Source organism: Tessaracoccus sp. MC1756, from assembly GCF_014164735.1.
Taxonomy (GTDB): domain Bacteria; phylum Actinomycetota; class Actinomycetes; order Propionibacteriales; family Propionibacteriaceae; genus Arachnia.
Map to the genome: position 1 here is coordinate 711,396 of NZ_JACJFZ010000001.1, position 20,264 is coordinate 731,659.

Here is a 20,264-nt window from a genome sequence, read left to right on the forward strand (position 1 = left end):
TCGCCGGTTCAACCAGCGATCACGAGGCGAGCAGTTCCGAGAGGGGCTGCTCGCCGAGTAGTTCCCGGGGGAGGGCGCCCTCGGGGAGGCCCGCGTTCAGCGGCCATTCCCAGCTCCCGTCCGTCTCGATGAGGCGGACCCCGGGCAGCTCAAGCCAGGAGGCGACCCGCTCCGCCTCCTCGATGCTGGCGGCGGGCCAGCCCCCCGTAACGGGCAGCACCGTCTCCGCCAGCGCGACGGCTTCCTCCGCCGCGGCCCGTGCCCGGGGCGAGGGCGCCGTGGTGGCCGCGGCCAACCGTCCGTAGCGGATGACGTGGATGTCCCAGCCCGCCGCCGAGGGGACGGCGGCCACCAACTGGCGGCACCTGGCCAGCGACCGCACGCGGTGGAACCGCAGGGAGGTGCGGTAGTACGCGGTGAGCCGCTCCGCCACCTCGCCGGCCTCCTCGTAGCGTTCCTGCCCGACGAGCTTGCTCAGACGGCCCCGCACGCTGCGGAGCACGGGGCGCACGTCGGTCTCCCAACTGCTGCGCACCTCCTCCACCACGGCGCCGTAGCCCTCAGCGCCTGCCCCGAGTTCGCAGGGGGCAAGGCAGCGGCCCATCTCCGCGAGGGCGCACGATGCCGACGCCGTCTTCCTGGAGAGGCGCGGCGTGCAGCGCCGCAACTTGAAGGCGTCGTACAGCGTGAGCGCTGCTTCGTTGGCGGCGTCGCGGCTGCGGAACGGCCCGAAGTGCGGCGCGCCGTCGCGCACCGAGGTGACGACGGACAGCCGGGGGAACGCCTCGTCGGTGAGCTTCAGCCAGGTGAGCTTGCGCTGGTTCTTCGACCGCCGGTTGTACCGGGGCGCCAGCGACTCGATCATGCGCAGCTCCCGCACCTCCGCCTCCAGGTCCGTGGCGCAGGAGATGAACTCGACGCCGGTGGCCACCCGGACCATCTCGTGGATGCGGCCGCGCTTCTCAGCCGCCGAGAAGTAGGACCGCACCCTCCGCTTGAGGTTGTTGGACTTACCCACGTAGAGCACTTCGCGCTTCGGGCTGCCGTCTGCCGCCGTCGAATCCGTCACGAAGAAGTAGACGCCGGCCGTCTCCGGGGCGTCCTGGGCCCAGACCCGCTTGGCCCGCCTGTCCGGCGAGACCTGGAGGGCGAACTCCGTGAGGTCCTCCAGAGTGTGCACGCCGAGGTTGCCCACGCGGGCCAGCAGCCCGTGCAGCACGTCGACGGTGGCCCGGGCATCGCTGAGCGCCCGGTGGTTGGGCTCGGTGGTGGCGCGGAAGTAGCGCGCCAACGTGGCGAGCTTGCAGTTGGGCACCTCGTCGCGCATGAGCGCCGTGCGGGCCACCGCGACCGTGTCGATCACGGTGGGGCGTGGCCAGGTCATGCCCAGTTGCTCGTAGCCGCGGCGCAGGAAGCCGGTGTCGAAACGCGCGTTGTGGGCCACCAGTGCCGCGCCGGCGGCGAACTCCGCGAAGGCCGGCAGCACCTGGGACAGGGGAGGGGCGCCCGCCACCATCTGATTGGTGATGCCGGTGAGCACCTGGATCATGGGCGGGATGGGTGCCGAGGGGCGCACGAGCGTCTGGAACTCCCCGAGCACCTCGCCGCCACGGACCTTGACCGCGCCGAACTCGGTGATCTCGGAATCTGCCGCCCCGCCGGTGGTCTCCAGGTCCACCACGACGAAGGTGACGTCCGGGAGCGGTACGCCGAGGTCCTCGAAGGACGGCTGGGAGAAGGCGGTGGCAGACATGAGGGAGACGATAATCGCCGGTGCCGACAAATCCCGCACCCCATTAAGCGAGTCCGTGGACAGGACTTTGAGAAAGCCTGAAAAGAGCTTAGGATTCTCTCAGATTTGCTGTCCGCCACCACTGGAGCTTCCGTGAACCGAGTTCGTGCCGCCGTCGCCGCTGTACTCACCTCAGCTGTCATCCTCACCGGAACCGTCGTGGCCAGCGCGGACCCCCAAGCCGTCGAACAGGCCCGGGCGGAGCTGGAGCGCATCCAGCAGGAGTCCTCGGCCATCGACCAGCAGATCATCGAGTCCCATGACCGCGCTGCGCAGGCGGAGAAGAAGCTGGCGCGGCTGAAGACCGACGTGCAGACGCAGGAGGAGAAGGTCGGGAAGCTGTCCTCGGAACTCGGCGACGTGGCCGCATTCCAACTGCAGCACGATTCGGTCTCCCTCACGGCGCAGCTGCTGCTCAGCAGCTCCTCAGACAATTTCCTCAGCGGCCTGGCCACCCTGCACAGCGAAGTGGACCGCAGCAACGCCGGGATCCAGCAGCTGCAACTCGTCCAGGCGAAGCTCACCACCCTGCGCGAGGACGCCGCCACCACCGAGGCCGCCCTGAAGAAGGAACACGCCGCCAAGGTGGAGCTGGCCGAAGACTACGACGCCAAGGAGGCTGAGGCGGAGGCTGTCTACAAGCGCCTCTCCGCTGAGGAGCGCGAGCGCCTCGCCAGGCTGGAGGCCGAGCGGGTCCGCCAGGCGGAAGAAGCGCAGCGCCGCGCCGAACTGCGCGCGGCCCGTGCGCAGACAGCCGCGGCGGCTCCCGCGGCGCCAGGTGCAGCGCCGGCCGCACCCGCAGCAGCGGCGCCCGCCGAGCCGGCCGCCCCCGCACCTGCCGCCTCCGGTCGTGCACAGGACGTCGTCAACGCGGCGCTCAGCAAGGTCGGCAAGCGTTACGTGTGGGGCACCTCGGGTGAAAACACGTTCGACTGCTCCGGCCTCACCAGCTGGGCCTACCGCCAGGTGGGCGTCAACCTGTCGCGCTCCTCGCGCACGCAGTGGAGTTCGGCCGGCTACAAGGTGTCGAAGTCGGAACTCCAGCCGGGAGACCTCGTCTTCTACTACAGCCCCGTGAGCCACGTGGGCATCTACATCGGCAACGGCAAGATCGTCGACGCCGCCAACCCGCGCTCCGGCGTACGGGTGGCCGGCCTCAATTCGATGCCCTTCACCGGCGCCCGCCGGGTCATCGGCTGACGCGATCAGGCCCTATGTCCGCGTCCCGATCAGTGGACGGATCCCGAGTAAGTTGACCTAGGCGTGCATTTCATGCATTCCGAAGCAGAACTGTTCCACCCTCGCTAGAGTCCAAAGGAACCGCACCCTCAACGTCGAGGGGCGGCCTCAATGGTGAGGGGAACAATGGACATCAACGAAATCATTGTGTGGATCCTGATGATCTGCATGGTGCTCGGCGGTCTCGACCGAGCAATCGGCAACAAGTTCGGCCTCGGCGAGCACTTTGAGGAAGGCTTCAACGCCCTCGGCCCCCTGGCCCTGGCAATGGTCGGCGTGACCTCGCTCGCCCCTGTTCTGGAAAAGTTGCTCAGCCCCATCATCAGCCCGTTGTATGGCGTGGTCGGTGCTGATCCCGCCATGTTCGCGGGCACGTTGCTCGCCAACGACATGGGCGGCTGGCCGCTGGCTGAACAGATGACCGACAACCTCATGGCCGCACAGTTGTCCGGCCTGATCCTGGGCTCCATGATGGGCCCGACCATCGTCTTCACGATCCCGGTCGCGTTGAGCATCATCAGCAAGGAGGACCGCGGCTACCTCGCCAAAGGCATCCTCGCCGGCATCGTGACCATCCCCATCGGCGTCTTCGTCGGTGGCGTGGCCGCAGGTTTTCCCGTCGGGTTCGTGCTGGTGAACCTCATCCCCGTGCTGGTTGCGGCCATCCTCATCGCGGTCGGCCTGTGGCTGATCCCCGACGGCATGACCCGGGGCTTCGAGGCCTTCGGCAAGGGCCTGGTGTTCGTCATCACCATCGGCCTCATCATCGGTGTGTTCGAGTACATGACAGGCGTCCAGATCATGCCGGCGGGATGGGAACTCGCACCGCCCACCGACGGCCTGGCCACAGTCGCCCAGATCGGCATGATGCTCCTCGGCGCGTTCCCGGCCGTCGCGCTCATCGTCAAGTACGCGGCGAAGCCGCTGTCCAAGGTCGGTGGCCTCCTCGGCATGAACGAGGCTGCTGCCGGCGGCATGGTGGCCACCCTCGCCAACAACATCCCGATGTTCCAGCTCATGAAGGACATGGACCCCCGCGGCAAGGTGCTCAACAGCGCGTTCGCCGTCTCGGCAGCCTTCGTCCTGGGTGACCACCTCGGCTTCACGGCCGGCGTCGAGCGCAGCATGATCGCGCCGATGATGGCCGGCAAGCTCACGGCAGGCATCCTCGCCGTCGCGCTCGCGTACTTCCTGTTCCGCAGGTCGCTTCCTGCAGCGGCTCCCCACGAGCCCACCGGCAAGCGCGTGCACGAACCGGTCATCGACCTCGAGCCGGAGCACGAGCCGGATGCCCGCCCACCGCTGCGCGACGACCCGAGGGACCCGGCGGAGGCCTGACATGCGGATCGCCAGGGTCATCGGATCGGCCGTGTCCACCATCAAGGCGGAGACGTTGCGCGGCACCAAACTGCTCGTGGTGCAGACGGCCTCCACCGCTGATGAGCTGATCGGCGACGAGGTGTTCGTCGCGGTCGACGCGATCGGTGCCGGCCAGGGCGAACTCGTCCTGATCAGCGAGGGGAGCGCGGCGCGCCATACCCCGCTGACCGCGGAGGCCCCGGTGGACGCCGTGATCCTCGCCATCCTCGACTCGCTCGAGGTCGGCGGCGACACCACGTTCCGCAAGAGCTGACAGACATCAGGACTACGCATGAGGAAGGAGGTGTGATGGACAGCCGGGACATGCTCTCCGTCGGGATCGACGTCGGGACCACGACGAGCCAACTGGTCCTCTCCGAGCTGACGGTGAGTAACCAGGCCCGCGCGGGCCTGGTGCCCCGGCTGGACATCGACGCCCGCCGGGTGCTCTACCAGAGCGAACCGCACCTGACCCCGTTGCACACCGCCGACGAGGTCGACGTCGAGCGGCTCGTCGAACTCATCCGTGCCGAGTACCGGCGCGCCGGGGTCGAACCGAGCCAGGTCGAGACCGGCGCCGTCATCATCACGGGCGAGACGGCCCGCGCCCGCAACGCGGAGGAGATCCTGCGCGGGTTGGGCGACCTGGCCGGCGAGTTCGTGGTGACCGTGGCCGGCCCGAACCTCGAGTCGCAGATCGCGGGCCGAGGCTCCGGCGCCGCGCAGTGGTCGGCGGCCAACTATGCCACCGTGATCAACGTCGACATCGGTGGCGGCTCCTCGAACGCCGCCCTGTTCCGCTCAGGTGGGCACGTGGCTTCGGCCGCGTCCATGGTGGGCGGGCGCCAGGCGGTGCTCGACGCGTCCTCGGGTGTGCTCACCCACCTGGCCCCGATCGGCCGGATGCTGACTCGGGAACTCGGGCTCGACCTACGCGAAGGGTCGGTGCCGCGGCTCGAAGAACTGCGCAGGCTCACCGATGCCATGGCGGAGATCATCGTCGAACTCTGCCTGGGGGAGACCTCGCCGCTGGCCGCCGAGGCGGCCCTGAGCCCGCCCCTCGCCGTCGACGGCAGCGTCGGCGCCTACTTCGTCTCCGGCGGGGTCGGTGCCCTCTATTACGACAAGGCGCCCGCGCGCACGCTGTCCGAAGTCATCCGTTGGGGGGACGTCGGACCGCTGCTCGCGGACTCGTTACGGAGGAATGCACGCTGGTCCGCGTTGCGGGTCGAGCAGCCCGAACAGACGCTGCGGGCCACCGTCCTGGGGGCGGCCAGCCAGCAGGTCACCCTGTCCGGGTCCACCATCTGGGCGGAGGACTCGCACCTGCCGTTGCGCAACGCGCCGGTCATCGAGCCGAGGTTGCAGGACTCGGTGCCCGGGCTCGACGACGGCCCCGCCATCGCCGAGGCGCTCGGGGTAGCCGTGGAGCGCTGGGACCGGGGCGATGGCGCAGAGGGAGACTTCGCCGTCTCCCTCGACCTGCCGCAGCGACTCACGTATCCGCAGGTCACAGCGCTGGCCAGGGGCATTTGCAGTTTCGCCGTGCGACACCTTCCCCCCGGCCGTCCGCTGGTGCTGGTCACCGAGGCCGACTATGCCCAGGTGCTGGGCCAGACAATCAAGCAGGACCTGCCCGAAGTGCCGCTCATCGTCGTCGACCAGATTCACCTCGGGGAAGGCGATTTCATCGATATCGGGGAGCCGCTCTTCGACGGAAGAGTCGTCCCGGTGTCAGTGAAGACACTCATCTTTTATCAAGCGGCAGAAACAGAAAAACACAACCATCAGACATCAGCCGGAAAGACAGGGAGCTGACCGTGGAAAAGAAAGCCAGGAGGTGACTTCGATGCTGTTGCGGACAAAGTTGTTCGGCCACACCTACGAGTTCGCCGACATCAAGGATCTGTTGGCCAAGGCCAACGAGGAGAAGTCGGGCGATCAGCAGGCCGGTATTGCTGCCGAATCTGCTGCCGAACGTGTCGCGGCACGACATGTGCTGGCAGAGGTGCCACTGAGCGCGCTACGTGAGAACCCCGTCGTGCCGTACGACGAGGACGAAGTCACCCGCGCCATCGACGACGGCATCAACGAGACGATCTACAACGAGATCAAGGGGTGGAGCGTCGGCGACTTCCGCGAGTGGATCCTGTCCAACAAGACCACCGGCGACGACATCGCGCGCATCAGCCACTCGCTCACCGGCGAGATGGTGGCGGCCGTCACCAAACTGATGGGCAACCTCGACCTCATCGTCGCGGCCAAGAAGATCCGGGTGGTGACGCACTGCGCCAACACCATGGGGCTGCCAGGCACGTTCGCCTCACGGCTCCAGCCCAACCACCCGACGGATTCGGTCGACGGCATCCGCGCCTCGATCTACGAGGGCCTGTCGTTCGGCTCGGGCGACTCGGTCATCGGCATCAACCCGGCCGACGACTCCGTCGGCTCGGTGAGCCGACTGTTGGAGATGACCCACGAAGTCATCACCCGCTGGGAAGTGCCCACGCAGAACTGCGTGCTCGCGCACGTCTCGACGCAGATGGATGCGATGAAGCGCGGCGCGCCGGTCGGTCTGGTCTTCCAGTCGATCGCAGGCTCGCAGAAGGCGATGGAGAGCTTCGGTATCTCCGTGGACCTCCTCGATGAGGCCTATGCACTCGCGCAGAAGTACTGCGTCACCGCCGGCCCGAACTACATGTATTTCGAGACCGGGCAGGGTTCAGCGCTCTCTGCCGACGCGCACCACGGTGCGGACCAGCTCGTGCTGGAGGCCCGCAACTACGCCATCGCGCGTCGGTGGAAGCCCTACCAGGTCAACACTGTCGTCGGATTCATCGGCCCCGAGTACCTCTACGACTCAGTGCAGATCATCCGCGCCGGCCTGGAAGACCACTTCATGGGCAAGCTGAGCGGCATCTCGATGGGCTGCGACGTGTGTTACACCAACCACGCCAAGTCTGATCAGAACAGCAACGACAACCTGGCTGTACTCCTGGCCTCGGCCGGCGCCAACTTCATCATGGGTGTTCCCATGGGCGACGACGCGATGCTCAGCTACCAGACGACGAGCTTCCACGAGGCCGCGGCGCTCCGCCAGGCACTCGGAGTGCGCCCGTTGCCCGAGTTCGAGGCCTGGATGGAAGAGGTGGGCCTGTGGAAGGACGGCCAGCTCACCGAAATCGCCGGCGACGCGTCCTTCTTCCTGAAGAGGTGAACTGATGAACCAGAAGATTGAGGAGATCGTCGCCAGGGTACTGGCGGAACTGAAGGCCGAGGGCTTCGAGCCCAAGGACAACGTGAAACAGCGTTCGGAGTCCGTCATCAAGCGTGACGGTGGTGACCTGGTCATCGACCTGGCAGACCCCACGCTGGATGAAGCGCGCCACGCGATGTTGGTGGACAATCCCGCCGACGCGGACGGGCTGCGCAACCTGATGGCCACCACCAGTGCACGGCTGGGTGTCGGTAGGGCCGGGCCGCGCCCGAAGACAGCCACCGCGTTGCTGTTCCAGGCCGATCACGGAGTGACCCAGGACGCCATCTACGGCGTCGTGTCCCAGGAGATCAGGGACCAGTTCAACCTGTTCACCGTGACCACCAGGGTGGAGGACCGGGCCGAGTACCTGCTCCGGCCGGACCTCGGACGCCTGCTCAACGACGACGCCAAGAAGCTCATCGAGGAGAAGTGCGTCAAGGGGCCCGACGTGCAGCTGTGTGTTGTCGACGGCCTCTCGGCGGCCGCCATCGACAACAACCTGCGCGACATCTACCCGGTGATCGAGCAGGGGCTCAAATCCGGTGGGGTCTCCGTTGGCACCCCGTTCTTCATCGAGAACGGCCGGGTGGGTCTCATGAACGACATCAACACGATCGTCAAGGCCAAGGTCGTCGTCCTGCTCATCGGCGAACGCCCCGGCCTCGGCATCGCCGACGCCATGAGCGCCTACATGGGCTTCGACCCGCAGCCCGGCAAATCCGACGCCGACCGGGACCTGATCTGCATGATCACCACCCACGGTGGCACCAACCCCCTCGAGGCCGGCGCCTACATCGTCGAATTCATCAAGCGGATGCTCAAGTACAGCGCCAGCGGAGTCAAGCTCCGCGAGGTCGCGAAAGACTGACGGAAGGTAACTGACATGGCAATCCTGGAACCGGTCAAGCCGACCATCCTGGCCGTGCGCATCATCGCGAACGTCGATCGTGGCTTCGCGGAGAAGTTGGGGCTGGCGGACAACCAACGCTCGCTCGGCCTCATCACGTGCGACATCGACGACTCGCTCTACGTGGCGCTCGACGACGCCACGAAGTACGCCGAGGTCGACGTCGTCTACGCCAAGAGCTTCTATGCAGGCTCGGGCTACCCCTCGGGCCCGCTGTCCGGTGAGATCATCGGCATGCTGGCCGGGCCCACCCCGGCCGAAGTGCGCGCCGGGGTGGACGCCGCCATCTCCTACGCCGAGGAGGAGGCGTGGTTCTACACCGCGGACGAGGCTGGTGAGCTCAACTTCTTCGCGCACCTGATCTCCAGCACCGGCAGCTACCTCTCGGAGGGCGCGGGCATCCGCCAGGGCGAGCCCCTGGCGTACCTGATCGCACCGCCGCTGGAAGCCACCTACGCGCTGGACCTCGCGGTCAAAGCAGCGGACGTCTCGGTGCAGGAGTACTTCGCACCGCCGAGCGAGACCAACTTCGCCGGCGGTCTGCTCACCGGCTCACAGAGTGCCTGCCGGGCGGCCTGTGCTGCCTTCCAGGACGGCGTGCTCGAAGTCGCGGCCAACCCGAAGCGCCTCTAGGAGCACTGAGTCATGAGCCCGAACAACATGGACTCGGATCTGAGGTCCATCCAGCAGGCCAGGGACCTGGCCGTGGCGGCGAGGGAGGCGATGCGGTCCTTCCAGTTCGCCTCCCAGGCGCAGGTGGACAAGATCTGTGCGGCCATGGTCGCGGCAGCGATGCGGGAAGCCGGCCGGCTGGGCCAGATGGCCCACGACGAGACCGGCTTCGGATACCCGGCGCACAAACAGGTCAAGAACGAGTTCGCCGCGCAGGGGGTGTGGGATTCCATCAAGGACATCCCCACCTGTGGCGTGCTCCGTCGCGACGAGAGCCGGGGCATCGTGGAGATCGGCTGGCCGGTGGGCGTGCTGTGCGCACTGACCCCCTCGACCAACCCCACCTCCACCGCCATCTTCAAGGTGCTGATCGGCGTCAAGGCCCGCAACGCGGTGGTCGTGGCGCCGCACCCCTCGGCCCGGAACTGCACCGCCGAGGCGGTGCGCGTCATGGCCGAGGCGGGCGAGGCTGCGGGGATGCCCAAGGGCCTGGTCAGTTGCATGACCGAACTCAGCCTCGACGGCACCAACGAGCTGATGAACCACTACGCCACCTCCATGATCCTGGCCACCGGAGGCCCGGGCATGGTCAAGGCGGCGCACAGTTGCGGAAAGCCCGCGCTGGGAGTCGGGCCCGGCAACGTGCCGGCCTACGTCGACCGCACGGCGCACATCGTGAAGGCCGCCCAGATGATCGTGGAGTCGAAGTCGTTCGACTGCTCCACGATCTGCGCCACCGAACAGGTGGTCATCGCCGACCGGCCGATCGCAGAGCGACTCAAGACCGAGATGCAGCAGCGGGGCGCCCAGTGGCTCTCCGCGGAGGAGTCGGACAAGCTCGCAGGAGCCATGTTCCGTCCCAACGGGATGATGTACGCGGAGTACGTGGGGCGCACGCCCCAGGAGCTCGGCCGGATGGCCGGGATCCAGGTCCCCGCGAGCACCCGCATCCTCGTGGCGCCCCTCGACGGGGTGGGGCCGAAGTACCCACTGTCGCGCGAGAAGCTCACCACCGTGCTCGGGTGGATGGTGGAGGACGGGTGGAAAGCCGGCTGCGACCGGGCCATCCAGGTGCTCAGGTTCGGTGGCGACGGCCACTCGATGGTCATCCACTCGCGCGACGAGGAGTCCATCCTCCAGTTCGGTATCGAGAAGCCCGCCTTCCGCGTCCTCGTCAACACCTGGGGCAGCCTGGGTGGCGTCGGAGCGACAACGGGGGTACGGCCGTCCATGACGCTCGCGCCCGGTGGCATCGGCGGGGCGGTCGTCAGCGACAACATCACCGTCGAGCACGTGCTCAACGTCAAGCGGCTCGCCTACCACCTGCGCCCGGCGCCCGATGTGGCCCGCGCGCACGGAGGACGGCTCGACGGCATGACGCCGGCCGTCGGCGACACCGACGACACGGCGCAGACCGCAGAGGCGTCCGGTCAGGACGCGGACGCGGCGCTGATCGAGAAGCTGGTGCGCCAGATACTCACAGAAATGCAGAAATGAGGTCCGCGAGGAGGTAGCCAATGACCGATCAACCAACCAATGTGCCGCCGAGGCGCAGACCCGGCAACGGGAAGAACCCCGAAGCCACGGCAGAGACCGCGGTGCAGGCCACTGAAGAGGCCCCACCACCGTCGACGCCGTCACCACAACCGGAACAACAATCCGAAACCACACCCCACACCCCGGAAACACCCACTCAAAGGAGAACTCCCATGGCAGATGTCCAGATGATCGCTCTCGGCATGGTCGAGACCAAGGGCCTCGTCGGCGCCATCGAGGCCGCTGACGCGATGGTCAAGGCCGCCAACGTCCGGCTCATCGGCAAGGAACAGATCGGTGCCGGTCTGGTCACCGTGTTCGTGCGCGGCGACGTCGGCGCGGTCAAGGCCGCCACCGACGCCGGCGCAGCGGCTGCGGGCCGCGTCGGCGAGCTCGTGTCGGTCCACGTGATCCCGCGCCCGCACGGCGACGTGGAACTCATCCTCCCGCACCGCGACTGACCACCGAAGACGATCGTGAACCGGAAGGAGTGAGCCGTCATGGGTAGGAGCGTCATCACAGCAGCCGAGGTCCAAGCGGCCTCGGGTGACCGCCTCGTGGTGCCCGCCGATGCCATCGTCACCCCGCTCGCGCGGGACGTGGCGAAGGACCGGGGCGTCAGCATTGTGCGGGGAGGTGCCGCGGAGGAAGCGCCGCGGGCCGATGACGCTCTCATGACGCAGATCCGCACGATCGTCACCTCCATGCTGGGGTCGGGTGGGGGCGCGCTCGCCGCCTCCACCGCCCGGCCACGCGTCAAACTGGCCCGCCAGGCCGACGCGCGGCTCGAACCGTTCCCGTACCCGGGGCCGCCCCCGTCCATGGCCGTCACCGCAGGCGACGTGGTCACGGCCGACGACGGTGCGCCCATGGCGGCGGGCTATCTCACCCTCACCAAGGGGTCGTTCCCCTGGACCCTCACCTACGACGAGATTCAGATCGTCCTCGAAGGTGAGCTCCACCTGGGTGGCGACGGGGGCGGCCAGATCGGCCGCCCCGGCGACATCCTCTACGTGCCCAAGGGGTCGTCGATCACGTTCGGCACGCCGTCGTGGGCCAAGTTCATCTACGTCACCTTCCCGGCCAACTGGGAGGAAGGGCTCTGAACATGCACGTGTCCGCGGCTGCGTCGGACCCCACGCCGAGTTCCCCGGCGCCGGTCAGACGCACCATGAAGGCGGCCAAGGCGGCGCTGCGGCAGCCCCAGCGGATCGCGCCCCACACCCCGATCAGGGTGGGGGTCGATCTCGGCACCGCGTTCAGCGTCGTCATGGTCACCGATCGCGACGGCGCCCCGCTCGCCGCCGCCACGAGGTTCGCCGACGTGGTGCGCGACGGTGTGGTGTGGGACTTCGCCGGCGCCCAGGCCGTGATCCGTGAACTCCGCAACGAGGTCGAGGCCGCCACCGGGCGCACGCTCACCCAGGGTGCCGTGACCATCCCGCCGGCGGTCGGCACAGCTGACCACCGCGCGCACGGCTACGTCCTGGAGGGCGCAGGGATCGAGTGCACCGCCGTCGTCGACGAGACCACCGCCGCCAACGCGGTCCTCGGGATCACCGACGGCGCGGTCGTCGACATCGGGGGCGGCACCACGGGGGTCGCCATCCTGCGCGGCGGCGAGGTCATCGCCAACATCGATGAGCCGACCGGTGGCACCCACCTGTCGCTGGTCATCGCCGGCGCGCTGAAGATCCCCTTGGCCGAAGCGGAGAAACGCAAGGTCAGGAAGCGCGAGCAGGAGGCGTTGCTGCCCCTGGTCCATCCCACCCTCGAGAAGATCTCCACCATCGTCCGCGCAGCCGTGGCGGGCCACGACGTCGACGTGATCCACCTGGTGGGAGGCACCGCCGCCTTCCTCGGCATCGCCGACATCATGGCCGACATCACCGGTATCCGCACCGTCGTGGCCCCCGAACCCATGCTCGTCACCCCGCTCGGGGTCGCGAGCTTCGCCGAGCCCATCGCCCAGAAGGGAGGCCATTGACATGGCCGATCAGTCCGATTTCCAGCTGCGGGCCTACTGCCATCTCGACCGCATCCAGCCCCAGTTCGCCGCGTTCACGGGGAAGATCGCGGCCGGTTCCCCGCCGGTGGAGGGCATGAGCAGTCTCTACGTCGAGATGGCGCCGGGCAACTGGGTCTTCAGGGTGGTCGACACCGTGCTGAAGGCCGTTGACGTGAAGCCGGGCGCCCAGGTGGTCGAGCGCCAGTTCGGGATGTTCGAGGTGCACTCCGACAACCAGTCCGAGGTGCTCCGCGCCGGCGAGGTGGTCCTGGAGTCGTTGGGCCGGCCCTTGGAGGCACGCATCGCCCCCAAGATCGCCTCCGAGCAGATCATCACCAACGTGCATCCCCTCCAGGCCCAGGTCCTGAACCGGATGAACATGGGCACGATGATCGAGGGCGGCCACACCATGCTGGTGCTGGAGGTCGAACCCGCCGCCTACATCACGCTGGCCGCCAACGAGGCCGAGAAGGCCTCACCGATCTTCCTCAACCACATGAGCTCCGTGGGCATCTACGGCCGGATGTGGATCTCCGGCACGGAGGCCGACATCGAAGCGGCCCGCGCGGCCGCCATCACCGCCATCGAAGCCGTCACGGGACAGTAAGGAACACGCCATGGCTCGCCGCGTACTCACCAAGGAATCCATCGACCAACTGCTCGCCTCCGGCACCACGGAGGTCCGGCTCGCGCCCGGCGACATCGTGACCGCGCTCGCCAAGGAGTACGCCCTCGACCACGGGCTGCGGCTCGTGCCCGCCCCTGCGGCGGCGGCGCCGTCCGCCCATTCGCCGGCGGCGCAGCCCCCGCCACAGTCCTCGGGCTCCACCGGGGTGGGTGCGGAGGTGCGCAAGGCCGTCGTGGCCGCCCTCGGCTATGAGCCCGACGGGTTGGACAGCGCCATCAACAAGGCCCTCAAGAAGTAACGCCGTGAGCCCCGGCACCGACGTGCGCGGCGCATCGATCTACCTTTGTCCGACCGAGCACTGCCCCCACCTCCTGCAGTTCGCTGTGGGCCTGCTCGACGACCTGGGCTCGCGGCATGCATCCGTCGGCGTGTTCCGGCCGATCGTGGCGGAACCCACCGATCGGGTGCTCGGCGCGCTGCTGGAACTCGCGGCTGACGACGGGCCGGAGCCCCGGTGGGGCGCCACTGCCGACGAGGTGCTGCACAACTCGACGGCGGCGATGGCGCAGATCATCGCGCGCTACGCCGATTGCGCACAACGGCACGACGCCGTGCTGGTGCTGGGCAGCGAATACGACTGTTCGCTGGCCCCCATCGAATTCGCCTGGAACACCCGCGTCTCGGCCAACATCGACGTGCCCATGGTGCTCGTCGTGCCGTCCGGCGGGGGAGCGGAACTCACCCGCGAACGCATCGACGTCGCCCTGGACGAGGCGACCCGCAATTTCGCGCAGGTGGTCGGTGTGCTCGCGCCGAGGGGCGAGGGCCAGCAACTGAGTGCCGCGGACCTCGGCGAACTGCCGGTGCCCGCGTTCGTCGTGCCCGAGGTGACTGGGGCCGTGAGCGGCCTCGAGGGTGCGCTTGTGGCGATCGGTGCAGAGCCGGTCGCGGGGGAGGGGGACCTCGCCGCGGTGACCACCCGGCGCGCGCTGCTGATCGCCGACATGAGCCTGTCCAACCTCCTGCCCCAGGTGCGTCCCGAGTCGCTGGTGATCTTCTCCGCCGACCGGACGGAGATCGGCGTCGGACTGCCGTTGGCGGCCGCGACCGGGCGGTTCCCCGCCGCTGCGGCGGCCATCGCCGCCGGACCGTGGCCGCTCGACCCCGCAGTCGGCGCCTTCTGGCAGCGGCTGACGCCGGGCGCGCCCTTGTTGCGCACCAGCAGCACCATCGAGCAGGTCTATCTCGCGTTGGGTGACTACGAGCGGGTACCCGCCCAGCTCAACGCCCGCCAACTGCGGGAGGCCCGCGACGTCTTCGCCCGCGACGCCGACGCTGGACAACTTCTGCGCGGCGTTCGGGTGGTGGGACGCGAGGACGTGGTGACGCCGCTGATGTTCGAGCACCGGCTGTTGGAGGCGGCCCGCGCCGCCGACCGCCACATCGTGCTGCCCGAGGGAGAGGAGGAGCGCATCCTCCGTGCCGCGCACCGCCTCCTCGATCAGGGGATCTGCCGGCTCACCCTGCTCGGCGACCCCGGGGTCGTCAGGGCGAAGGCGCAGGAACTCGACCTCGCCATCGGTGCCGCCCAGCTCATCGACCCCGCCACGAGCCCGTTGCGCGAGGAGTTTGCGCAGAGCTATGCCCGGCTTCGCGCCCAGAAGGGCGTCACCCTGGAGCAGGCACGCGAGACCATGAAGGACGTCAGCTACTTCGGCACCATGATGGTTCACGAGTCCCTCGCCGACGGGATGGTCTCAGGGGCGGTGCACACCACGGCGCACACCATCCGCCCAGCGCTGCAGATCATCAGGACCAGGCCGGGGATCACCGTGGTGTCGTCGGTGTTCCTCATGTGCCTGGCGGACCGGGTGCTCGTGTTCGGCGACTGCGCGGTCAACCCGAACCCCACGCCGGACCAGGTGGCCGAGATCGCGCTCAGCTCCGCCGAGACCGCCCGGCAGTTCGGGATCGAGCCCCGCGTCGCGATGCTGTCCTATTCGACCGGCGCCTCCGGAACGGGGCCGGACGTGGAACAGACCGTCGAGGCGACCCGGCTCGTGCGCGAGCGCGCGCCCGGGCTCCCCGTCGACGGGCCACTGCAGTACGACGCGGCCGTCGAACCGGCCGTGGCCCGCACCAAGGCACCGGAGTCCCGGGTCGCCGGACGGGCGACCGTGCTGGTCTTCCCGGACCTGCAGACGGGCAACAACACCTACAAGGCAGTCCAGCGCAGCGCCGGTGCGCTGGCGATCGGGCCCGTCCTTCAGGGCCTCAACAAGCCGGTCAACGACCTCTCGCGGGGCGCGCTGGTCTCCGACATCGTCAACACCGTCGCCATCACCGCCATCCAGGCAGGGAAGCAGCCATGACCGACACCATGCGGGCCGCCGTCGTCACGAGGTTCCGCACCCCCCTCGAACTGCGCGAGGTGCCCGTCCCCGAACCGCGGTGGGGAGAGGTCCTCGTCCGCGTCAGGGCCTGTGGCGTGTGCCACACCGACCTGCACGCCATCCACGGCGACTGGCCCGACAAGCCCGCGTTGCCCCGCATCCCCGGCCACGAGGCCGTGGGCGAGGTGGCGGCGGTCGGCCCCGGCGTCGAACTGCACCAGGTGGGCGACCGCGTCGGAGTGCCGTGGCTGCACGAGGCGTGCGGCCGGTGCGAGCAGTGCATGTCGGGGTGGGAGACGCTGTGCGCCAAGCAGCGACGCACCGGCTACGACGTGGACGGTGGGTTCGCGGATTTCGTGGTGGCCAAGGCTGATTTCGCGGTGAAGTTGCCGGCCGGCCTGCCGTATGAGCAGGCGGCGCCGCTCATGTGCGCGGGGCTCACCGTGTACAAGGGCCTCATGATGACCGAATCGGACCCCGGGGACTGGGTCGTGGTCTCGGGCGTGGGCGGGCTGGGCCACCTGGCCGTGCAATACGCCCGTGCCATGGGCCTGCAGGTGGTGGCCACCGACATCGACGACGCGAAGCTGACGCTGGCGGCCCGCCTGGGCGCGAACCTCACCATCAACGTGCGGGAGGCGGACCCGGTGAGCTACGTCCGCCGGATCATCGGAGGCGCGCACGCGGCGCTGGTCACGGCCGTCTCGCCGGCGGCATTCGGCCAGTCCGTGGCGATGATGCGGCCGGGCGGCACCGTGGTGCTCAACGGACTGCCTCCGGGCGATTTCCCGATCAACATCTACGACATGGTGATGCGCGCCATCACGCTGCGCGGCTCCATCGTGGGCACCCGGTACGACCTGGACCGGGCGCTCGCGCTCGCGGCGCAGGCGAAGATCGAGGCGACGGTGCACCCGGCGCGCCTCGACGACGTCAACGACGTGCTGGCCAAGCTCGAAGGCACGGCCCTGCCCGGCCGTACCGTCCTGGAGTTCTAGGCGGCTGCGCGCCCCGTGATGAAGCGGCGGGATTCGGCGACGATCCGGCCGGCGTCGTGGTCGAGGGTGGCGACGTGGTAGCTGCGCGTCAGTTCGACATCCACGACCTCCGCCATGTCCCGGCGGATCACCTCGCGGCTGAGGCCGTCCACGACGTGGTCCACCGTCGAGGCCATCAGGAGCACCGGGCCGGGGATCCGGTGCAGCTTCGCCCGGGTGTCTGCCCACAGCTCGGCCATCGTGGCGAGGCTGGTCACGGAGAAGCGCGAGTAGGCCGGCTCCTCCACCCCGGCCAGCGCGATGTCGGAGGCGATGCCGCGCTGAGGCGGCAGCAGCCGGTGGATCTTCACCGCTGGGGCGACGCGGCGGTCCCTGGTGCCGAGGGAGGGGTTCACCAGCAGGGTGCCACCCACAGGGTGGGCTGCGGCCAGCTGCAGCGCCAGCGCGCCGCCCATCGAGAGGCCGGCGACGAACACCGTGCTGCAGGTGGAGGCCAGGTCGACGTACGCGTCCTCGACGTCGTTGTACCAGTCCCACCACCTGGTGCGTGCCAGGTCGCGCCAATGTGTCCCGTGGCCAGGGAGCCGCGGGGCCAGGACCCGGACCCCGGGCCAGTCGCCGTCGGGCTCAGCCAGCCCTTCGGCCCAGGGTCGCAGGCTTCCGACGGTCCCGGTGAATCCGTGGCACATGACGACACCGATGTCGCCCTGTCCACCCCGGAACGTGCGCGCCTCATTCCGGACGCTGTAGGAGGTAGTCATCTTCCTACGATGACAGAGATTAGACTGCCGCCCATGTGGTACCAGTTCTTCAAGTACGTCATCTTCACGCCCATGGTGAAGTACGGCTATGGCACGAAGGTGATCGGGAAGGAGAACTTCCCCAGGCAGGGCGGCGCGATCCTGGCCAGCAACCACATCGCCGCCTTCGATTCCCTGGTGCTGCCCGCCAGCATGCCGCGCCGGATCATCTTCCCCGCCAAGGCGGAACTGTTCTCCGGCGAGGGCGGGCTGGGCAGCAAGATCGTGGCCTGGTTCCTGAAGAACGTGGGCATGGTGCCCATGGACCGCAGCGGAGGCCGCGCCAGCGCGCAGGCGCTCGGCAGCATCACCTCCGTGCTCGCCGAGGGCAACGTGGTGGGCATCTACCCCGAGGGCACGCGCTCGCCCGACGGCCGCCTGTACAAGGGAAAGACGGGCATGGCCCGCATGGCGCTCAGCAACAATGTGCCCGTGATCCCGGTGGGCGTCACCGGCACCAAGTCCTTCAAGGGTCCCTTCGGCCTGCCGTGGGTGCGCCGCCCCGTCGTGATCATCGGCAAGCCCCTCGACTTCTCCGCCCACGCCACCGCGAAGCCCAACACGGCGCTGCTGCGCTGGGTGACGGACGAGACCCTGGCCGCGATCCAGCAACTCACCGGCCAGGAATACGCAGACGTGTACGCCACGCGGGTGAAGCACGGCGATCTCAGGGACATCGGTTCCGACGAGTTCGTGCGGCCCCGCCCCGGTGGGGAGGGGCCCCCGGTGGAGCAGGCCGCCTCTGATGCCTGACACACAGTGGAACGAGGCGCAGGCAGCACGGGGCCTGCGCCCGTTCACCCTCTGGTACCGCGACCGGCACGACGTGCTGAGCAGGGTCTACACCGTCGTGGAGGTGGCCCGGGGTCTGTTGGGCCTCCACGTGGTGCTGGTGAACTTCCTGCTCGTGTTGCCCCGCGCCGACAACCGGCTGGGCGTGATCGTGGCCACGATGGCGCTCGTGTTCTGGCACATCTTCATCTCGCTGCGGATGCGCAAGCCGTCGAAGCGCACCCGCGCCGCGCATCTGGCAGATCTGGGCGTCACCGTGACGATCGTGCTCTTCACCTCCCTGGTCCTACCGCCCGGAGGGGCGCCGCTGACGCTGGCGGGCTACTGGGCGGGCGGCGCGGCTGCCTATGCCGCCCTGTTCAACAGCGTCCGTTACGGCGTGGTGTTTTCCGTCGTCATCGCCGGTTCGACGTTGATGGTGCCCTCGCACTTCAGCCTCGAACGGCTCGGGAGCAGCTTCGTCATGATCCTGTTCACGGCCTGCCTGGGCGTGTTGATCTCCCAGTTCCGGGCCACGATCGTGGAGCAGGAGCAGGAGCGCGTCCGCTCGGCGGCCCTCGGCGAACGGGAGCGGCTCTCCAGGCTCGTGCACGACGGCGCCCTCCAGGTGCTGGCCCTCGTCGAGCGGGAAGGCCCGTCGCTCGGGCCCCGCGGCATCCGGCTCGCGGCGCTGGCGCGTGAGTCCGAGATGCAGCTGCGCTCGCACCTGCAGGACCGCGACGTGCTCGACGTCGAGCCCACCACCACCGTCGACCTGGCGGCCGTCCTCGACAAGTACGAATCATCCAAGGTCACCGTCGCCACCATGGCCAGCCTCGTGGAGATCCCGCGGCCCCTGGCGGACGAGATCGAGGCCGCGCTGGCGGAGATCCTCAACAACGTGGAGGAACACGCCGGCCCGGACGCCCGGGTCTGGATCCTGCTGGACCAGGAGATGTGCGACGAGGTGATCCTCTGGGTCCGCGACAATGGCGTCGGCATGAGCGCCCAGCAGGTGGAGGCCGCCGCAGCCAATGGCCGGATGGGCATCCGCGACTCGATCGTGGGCCGCATGGCGGCCCTGGGCGGTTCGGCGATCCTGAAATCCTCGCCCGGTGCTGGGGCAGAATGGGAACTCAGGTTCCCGATCGACGTCGACGCGATGGAGAGTTGAGTGGTTGCGAAGTTGGAGCGGAAGCGGGTCATGCTGGTCGACGACCACCCCATGTGGATCGACGCGCTGAGCGAGGACCTCACCGAGGTGGGTTTCGAGATCGTGGCCGTGGCCAAGAACGGCCGGGAGTGCCTGGACAGGGCGCGCGCGGCCCGTCCGGAGGTCATGGTGATGGACCTGCAGATCCCCGAGCCGGACGGCGCCACCTGCATCGAGATCCTGCTGCAGGAGTTCCCGGACATGCACGTCCTCGTGATGTCGGCCTCCGGTGAACGCGACGACGTGCTCCGCGCCATGAAGGCCGGTGCGAAGGGCTACCTGGTGAAGTCGGCGTCCAAGGAGGAACTCATCGACGGCGTGCGCCGCACGGCTGTCGGCGATGCCGTGTTCACGCCGGGTCTGGCCGGGCTGGTGCTGGGCGAGTTCCGCCGGATGGTGAACGTGGCCCGCTCCCACAACGAAGAGGGCCCGGTGCTGACCAGCCGGGAGATCGAAGTGCTCCGCCGCGTCGCGAAGGGCATGGCCTACAAGGAGATCGCCGACGAACTGTTCGTGTCCCACCGCACCGTGCAGAACCATGTGCAGAACGTGCTGCGCAAGCTGCAACTCCACAACCGGGTGGAACTGACGCTCTACGCGATCGACAAGGGCCTGCACGATCCCAACGAGTGAGGCCGTCCACCGGCTCGTCGACCGGTGAGGGCGCTGTGCGGGGTGGGGTAACCTAA

General features: G+C 68.5%; 20 protein-coding genes. 18 read left to right on the forward strand and 2 right to left on the reverse strand.

What is annotated here, in order from left to right; all coding sequences use genetic code 11:
- Positions 1-19 precede the first annotated feature (19 nt).
- Positions 20-1,753 (reverse strand): DEDD exonuclease domain-containing protein, encoded by a 1,734-nt coding sequence (locus H5393_RS03290; protein ID WP_182765457.1) that lies wholly within the window; start codon positions 1,751-1,753, stop codon positions 20-22.
- A 132-nt stretch (positions 1,754-1,885) separates the two neighbouring features.
- Here H5393_RS03290 and H5393_RS03295 point away from each other — a divergent pair, with 132 nt between their 5' ends.
- The 15 genes from H5393_RS03295 (at position 1,886) to H5393_RS03365 (ending at position 16,791) form a co-directional block, all read left to right on the forward strand.
- Positions 1,886-2,992: a C40 family peptidase gene (locus tag H5393_RS03295; protein ID WP_182763657.1), complete on the forward strand. Its 1,107-nt coding sequence runs from the start codon at positions 1,886-1,888 to the stop codon at positions 2,990-2,992.
- A gap of 165 nt (positions 2,993-3,157) precedes the next feature.
- On the forward strand, positions 3,158-4,369 hold the full coding sequence (locus H5393_RS03300) for an ethanolamine utilization protein EutH (protein WP_076058214.1): 1,212 nt from the start codon (positions 3,158-3,160) through the stop codon (positions 4,367-4,369).
- Position 4,370: 1 nt separating this feature from the next.
- Positions 4,371-4,664, forward strand: coding sequence for a EutN/CcmL family microcompartment protein (locus H5393_RS03305; protein WP_076058216.1), 294 nt, complete (start codon positions 4,371-4,373; stop codon positions 4,662-4,664).
- Between the two features lie 35 nt (positions 4,665-4,699).
- Positions 4,700-6,208 (forward strand): ethanolamine ammonia-lyase reactivating factor EutA, encoded by a 1,509-nt coding sequence (locus H5393_RS03310; RefSeq protein WP_182765458.1) that lies wholly within the window; start codon positions 4,700-4,702, stop codon positions 6,206-6,208.
- 31 nt (positions 6,209-6,239) lie between these two features.
- Positions 6,240-7,607: an ethanolamine ammonia-lyase subunit EutB gene (locus H5393_RS03315; protein ID WP_182765459.1), complete on the forward strand. Its 1,368-nt coding sequence runs from the start codon at positions 6,240-6,242 to the stop codon at positions 7,605-7,607.
- Positions 7,608-7,611: 4 nt separating this feature from the next.
- Complete coding sequence (eutC, locus tag H5393_RS03320; RefSeq protein WP_076058223.1) at positions 7,612-8,517, forward strand: ethanolamine ammonia-lyase subunit EutC; 906 nt, start codon at positions 7,612-7,614, stop codon at positions 8,515-8,517.
- A gap of 15 nt (positions 8,518-8,532) precedes the next feature.
- Entirely contained in the window at positions 8,533-9,189 is a 657-nt protein-coding gene (gene eutL / locus H5393_RS03325) for an ethanolamine utilization microcompartment protein EutL (RefSeq protein ID WP_182765460.1), read from the forward strand.
- Between the two features lie 12 nt (positions 9,190-9,201).
- Positions 9,202-10,725 (forward strand): aldehyde dehydrogenase family protein, encoded by a 1,524-nt coding sequence (locus H5393_RS03330; RefSeq protein WP_182765461.1) that lies wholly within the window; start codon positions 9,202-9,204, stop codon positions 10,723-10,725.
- Positions 10,726-10,937: 212 nt separating this feature from the next.
- Positions 10,938-11,225 carry an ethanolamine utilization microcompartment protein EutM gene (eutM, locus tag H5393_RS03335; protein WP_076058227.1) on the forward strand — a complete coding sequence of 96 codons (288 nt, stop codon included), beginning with the start codon at positions 10,938-10,940 and terminating at the stop codon, positions 11,223-11,225.
- Positions 11,226-11,264: 39 nt separating this feature from the next.
- Entirely contained in the window at positions 11,265-11,870 is a 606-nt protein-coding gene (locus H5393_RS03340) for a cupin domain-containing protein (RefSeq protein ID WP_076058229.1), read from the forward strand.
- Between the two features lie 2 nt (positions 11,871-11,872).
- A complete protein-coding gene (gene eutJ, locus H5393_RS03345) occupies positions 11,873-12,751 on the forward strand; it encodes an ethanolamine utilization protein EutJ (protein ID WP_220488152.1) in 879 nt (292 codons plus the stop codon).
- A 1-nt stretch (position 12,752) separates the two neighbouring features.
- The gene (locus H5393_RS03350) at positions 12,753-13,379 is read left to right on the forward strand and encodes a hypothetical protein (RefSeq protein ID WP_182765462.1); all 627 of its coding nucleotides are present in this window, start codon (positions 12,753-12,755) and stop codon (positions 13,377-13,379) included.
- Positions 13,380-13,389: 10 nt separating this feature from the next.
- Positions 13,390-13,698 (forward strand): hypothetical protein, encoded by a 309-nt coding sequence (locus H5393_RS03355; RefSeq protein WP_182765463.1) that lies wholly within the window; start codon positions 13,390-13,392, stop codon positions 13,696-13,698.
- Positions 13,699-13,702: 4 nt separating this feature from the next.
- The gene (gene pta, locus H5393_RS03360) at positions 13,703-15,772 is read left to right on the forward strand and encodes a phosphate acetyltransferase (RefSeq protein ID WP_370585912.1); all 2,070 of its coding nucleotides are present in this window, start codon (positions 13,703-13,705) and stop codon (positions 15,770-15,772) included.
- The gene (locus H5393_RS03365; protein WP_182765465.1) at positions 15,769-16,791 is read left to right on the forward strand and encodes a zinc-dependent alcohol dehydrogenase; all 1,023 of its coding nucleotides are present in this window, start codon (positions 15,769-15,771) and stop codon (positions 16,789-16,791) included. Before pta ends, H5393_RS03365 begins: the two co-directional genes overlap by 4 nt.
- Here the strand turns inward: H5393_RS03365 and H5393_RS03370 are convergent.
- Entirely contained in the window at positions 16,788-17,552 is a 765-nt protein-coding gene (locus H5393_RS03370) for a carboxylesterase (protein WP_182765466.1), read from the reverse strand. The genes H5393_RS03365 and H5393_RS03370 overlap by 4 nt on opposite strands.
- 33 nt (positions 17,553-17,585) lie before the next feature.
- On the opposite strand from H5393_RS03370, the gene H5393_RS03375 reads away from it, so the two are divergent.
- Genes H5393_RS03375 through H5393_RS03385 form a run of 3 tightly spaced genes read left to right on the forward strand, consistent with a single transcriptional unit; the run spans position 17,586 to position 20,208 of the window.
- Positions 17,586-18,344 (forward strand): 1-acyl-sn-glycerol-3-phosphate acyltransferase, encoded by a 759-nt coding sequence (locus H5393_RS03375; RefSeq protein WP_182763706.1) that lies wholly within the window; start codon positions 17,586-17,588, stop codon positions 18,342-18,344.
- A complete protein-coding gene (locus tag H5393_RS03380) occupies positions 18,337-19,536 on the forward strand; it encodes a sensor histidine kinase (protein ID WP_182763655.1) in 1,200 nt (399 codons plus the stop codon). Before H5393_RS03375 ends, H5393_RS03380 begins: the two co-directional genes overlap by 8 nt.
- A gap of 30 nt (positions 19,537-19,566) precedes the next feature.
- The gene (locus H5393_RS03385) at positions 19,567-20,208 is read left to right on the forward strand and encodes a response regulator transcription factor (protein ID WP_076059384.1); all 642 of its coding nucleotides are present in this window, start codon (positions 19,567-19,569) and stop codon (positions 20,206-20,208) included.
- Positions 20,209-20,264 lie beyond the last annotated feature (56 nt).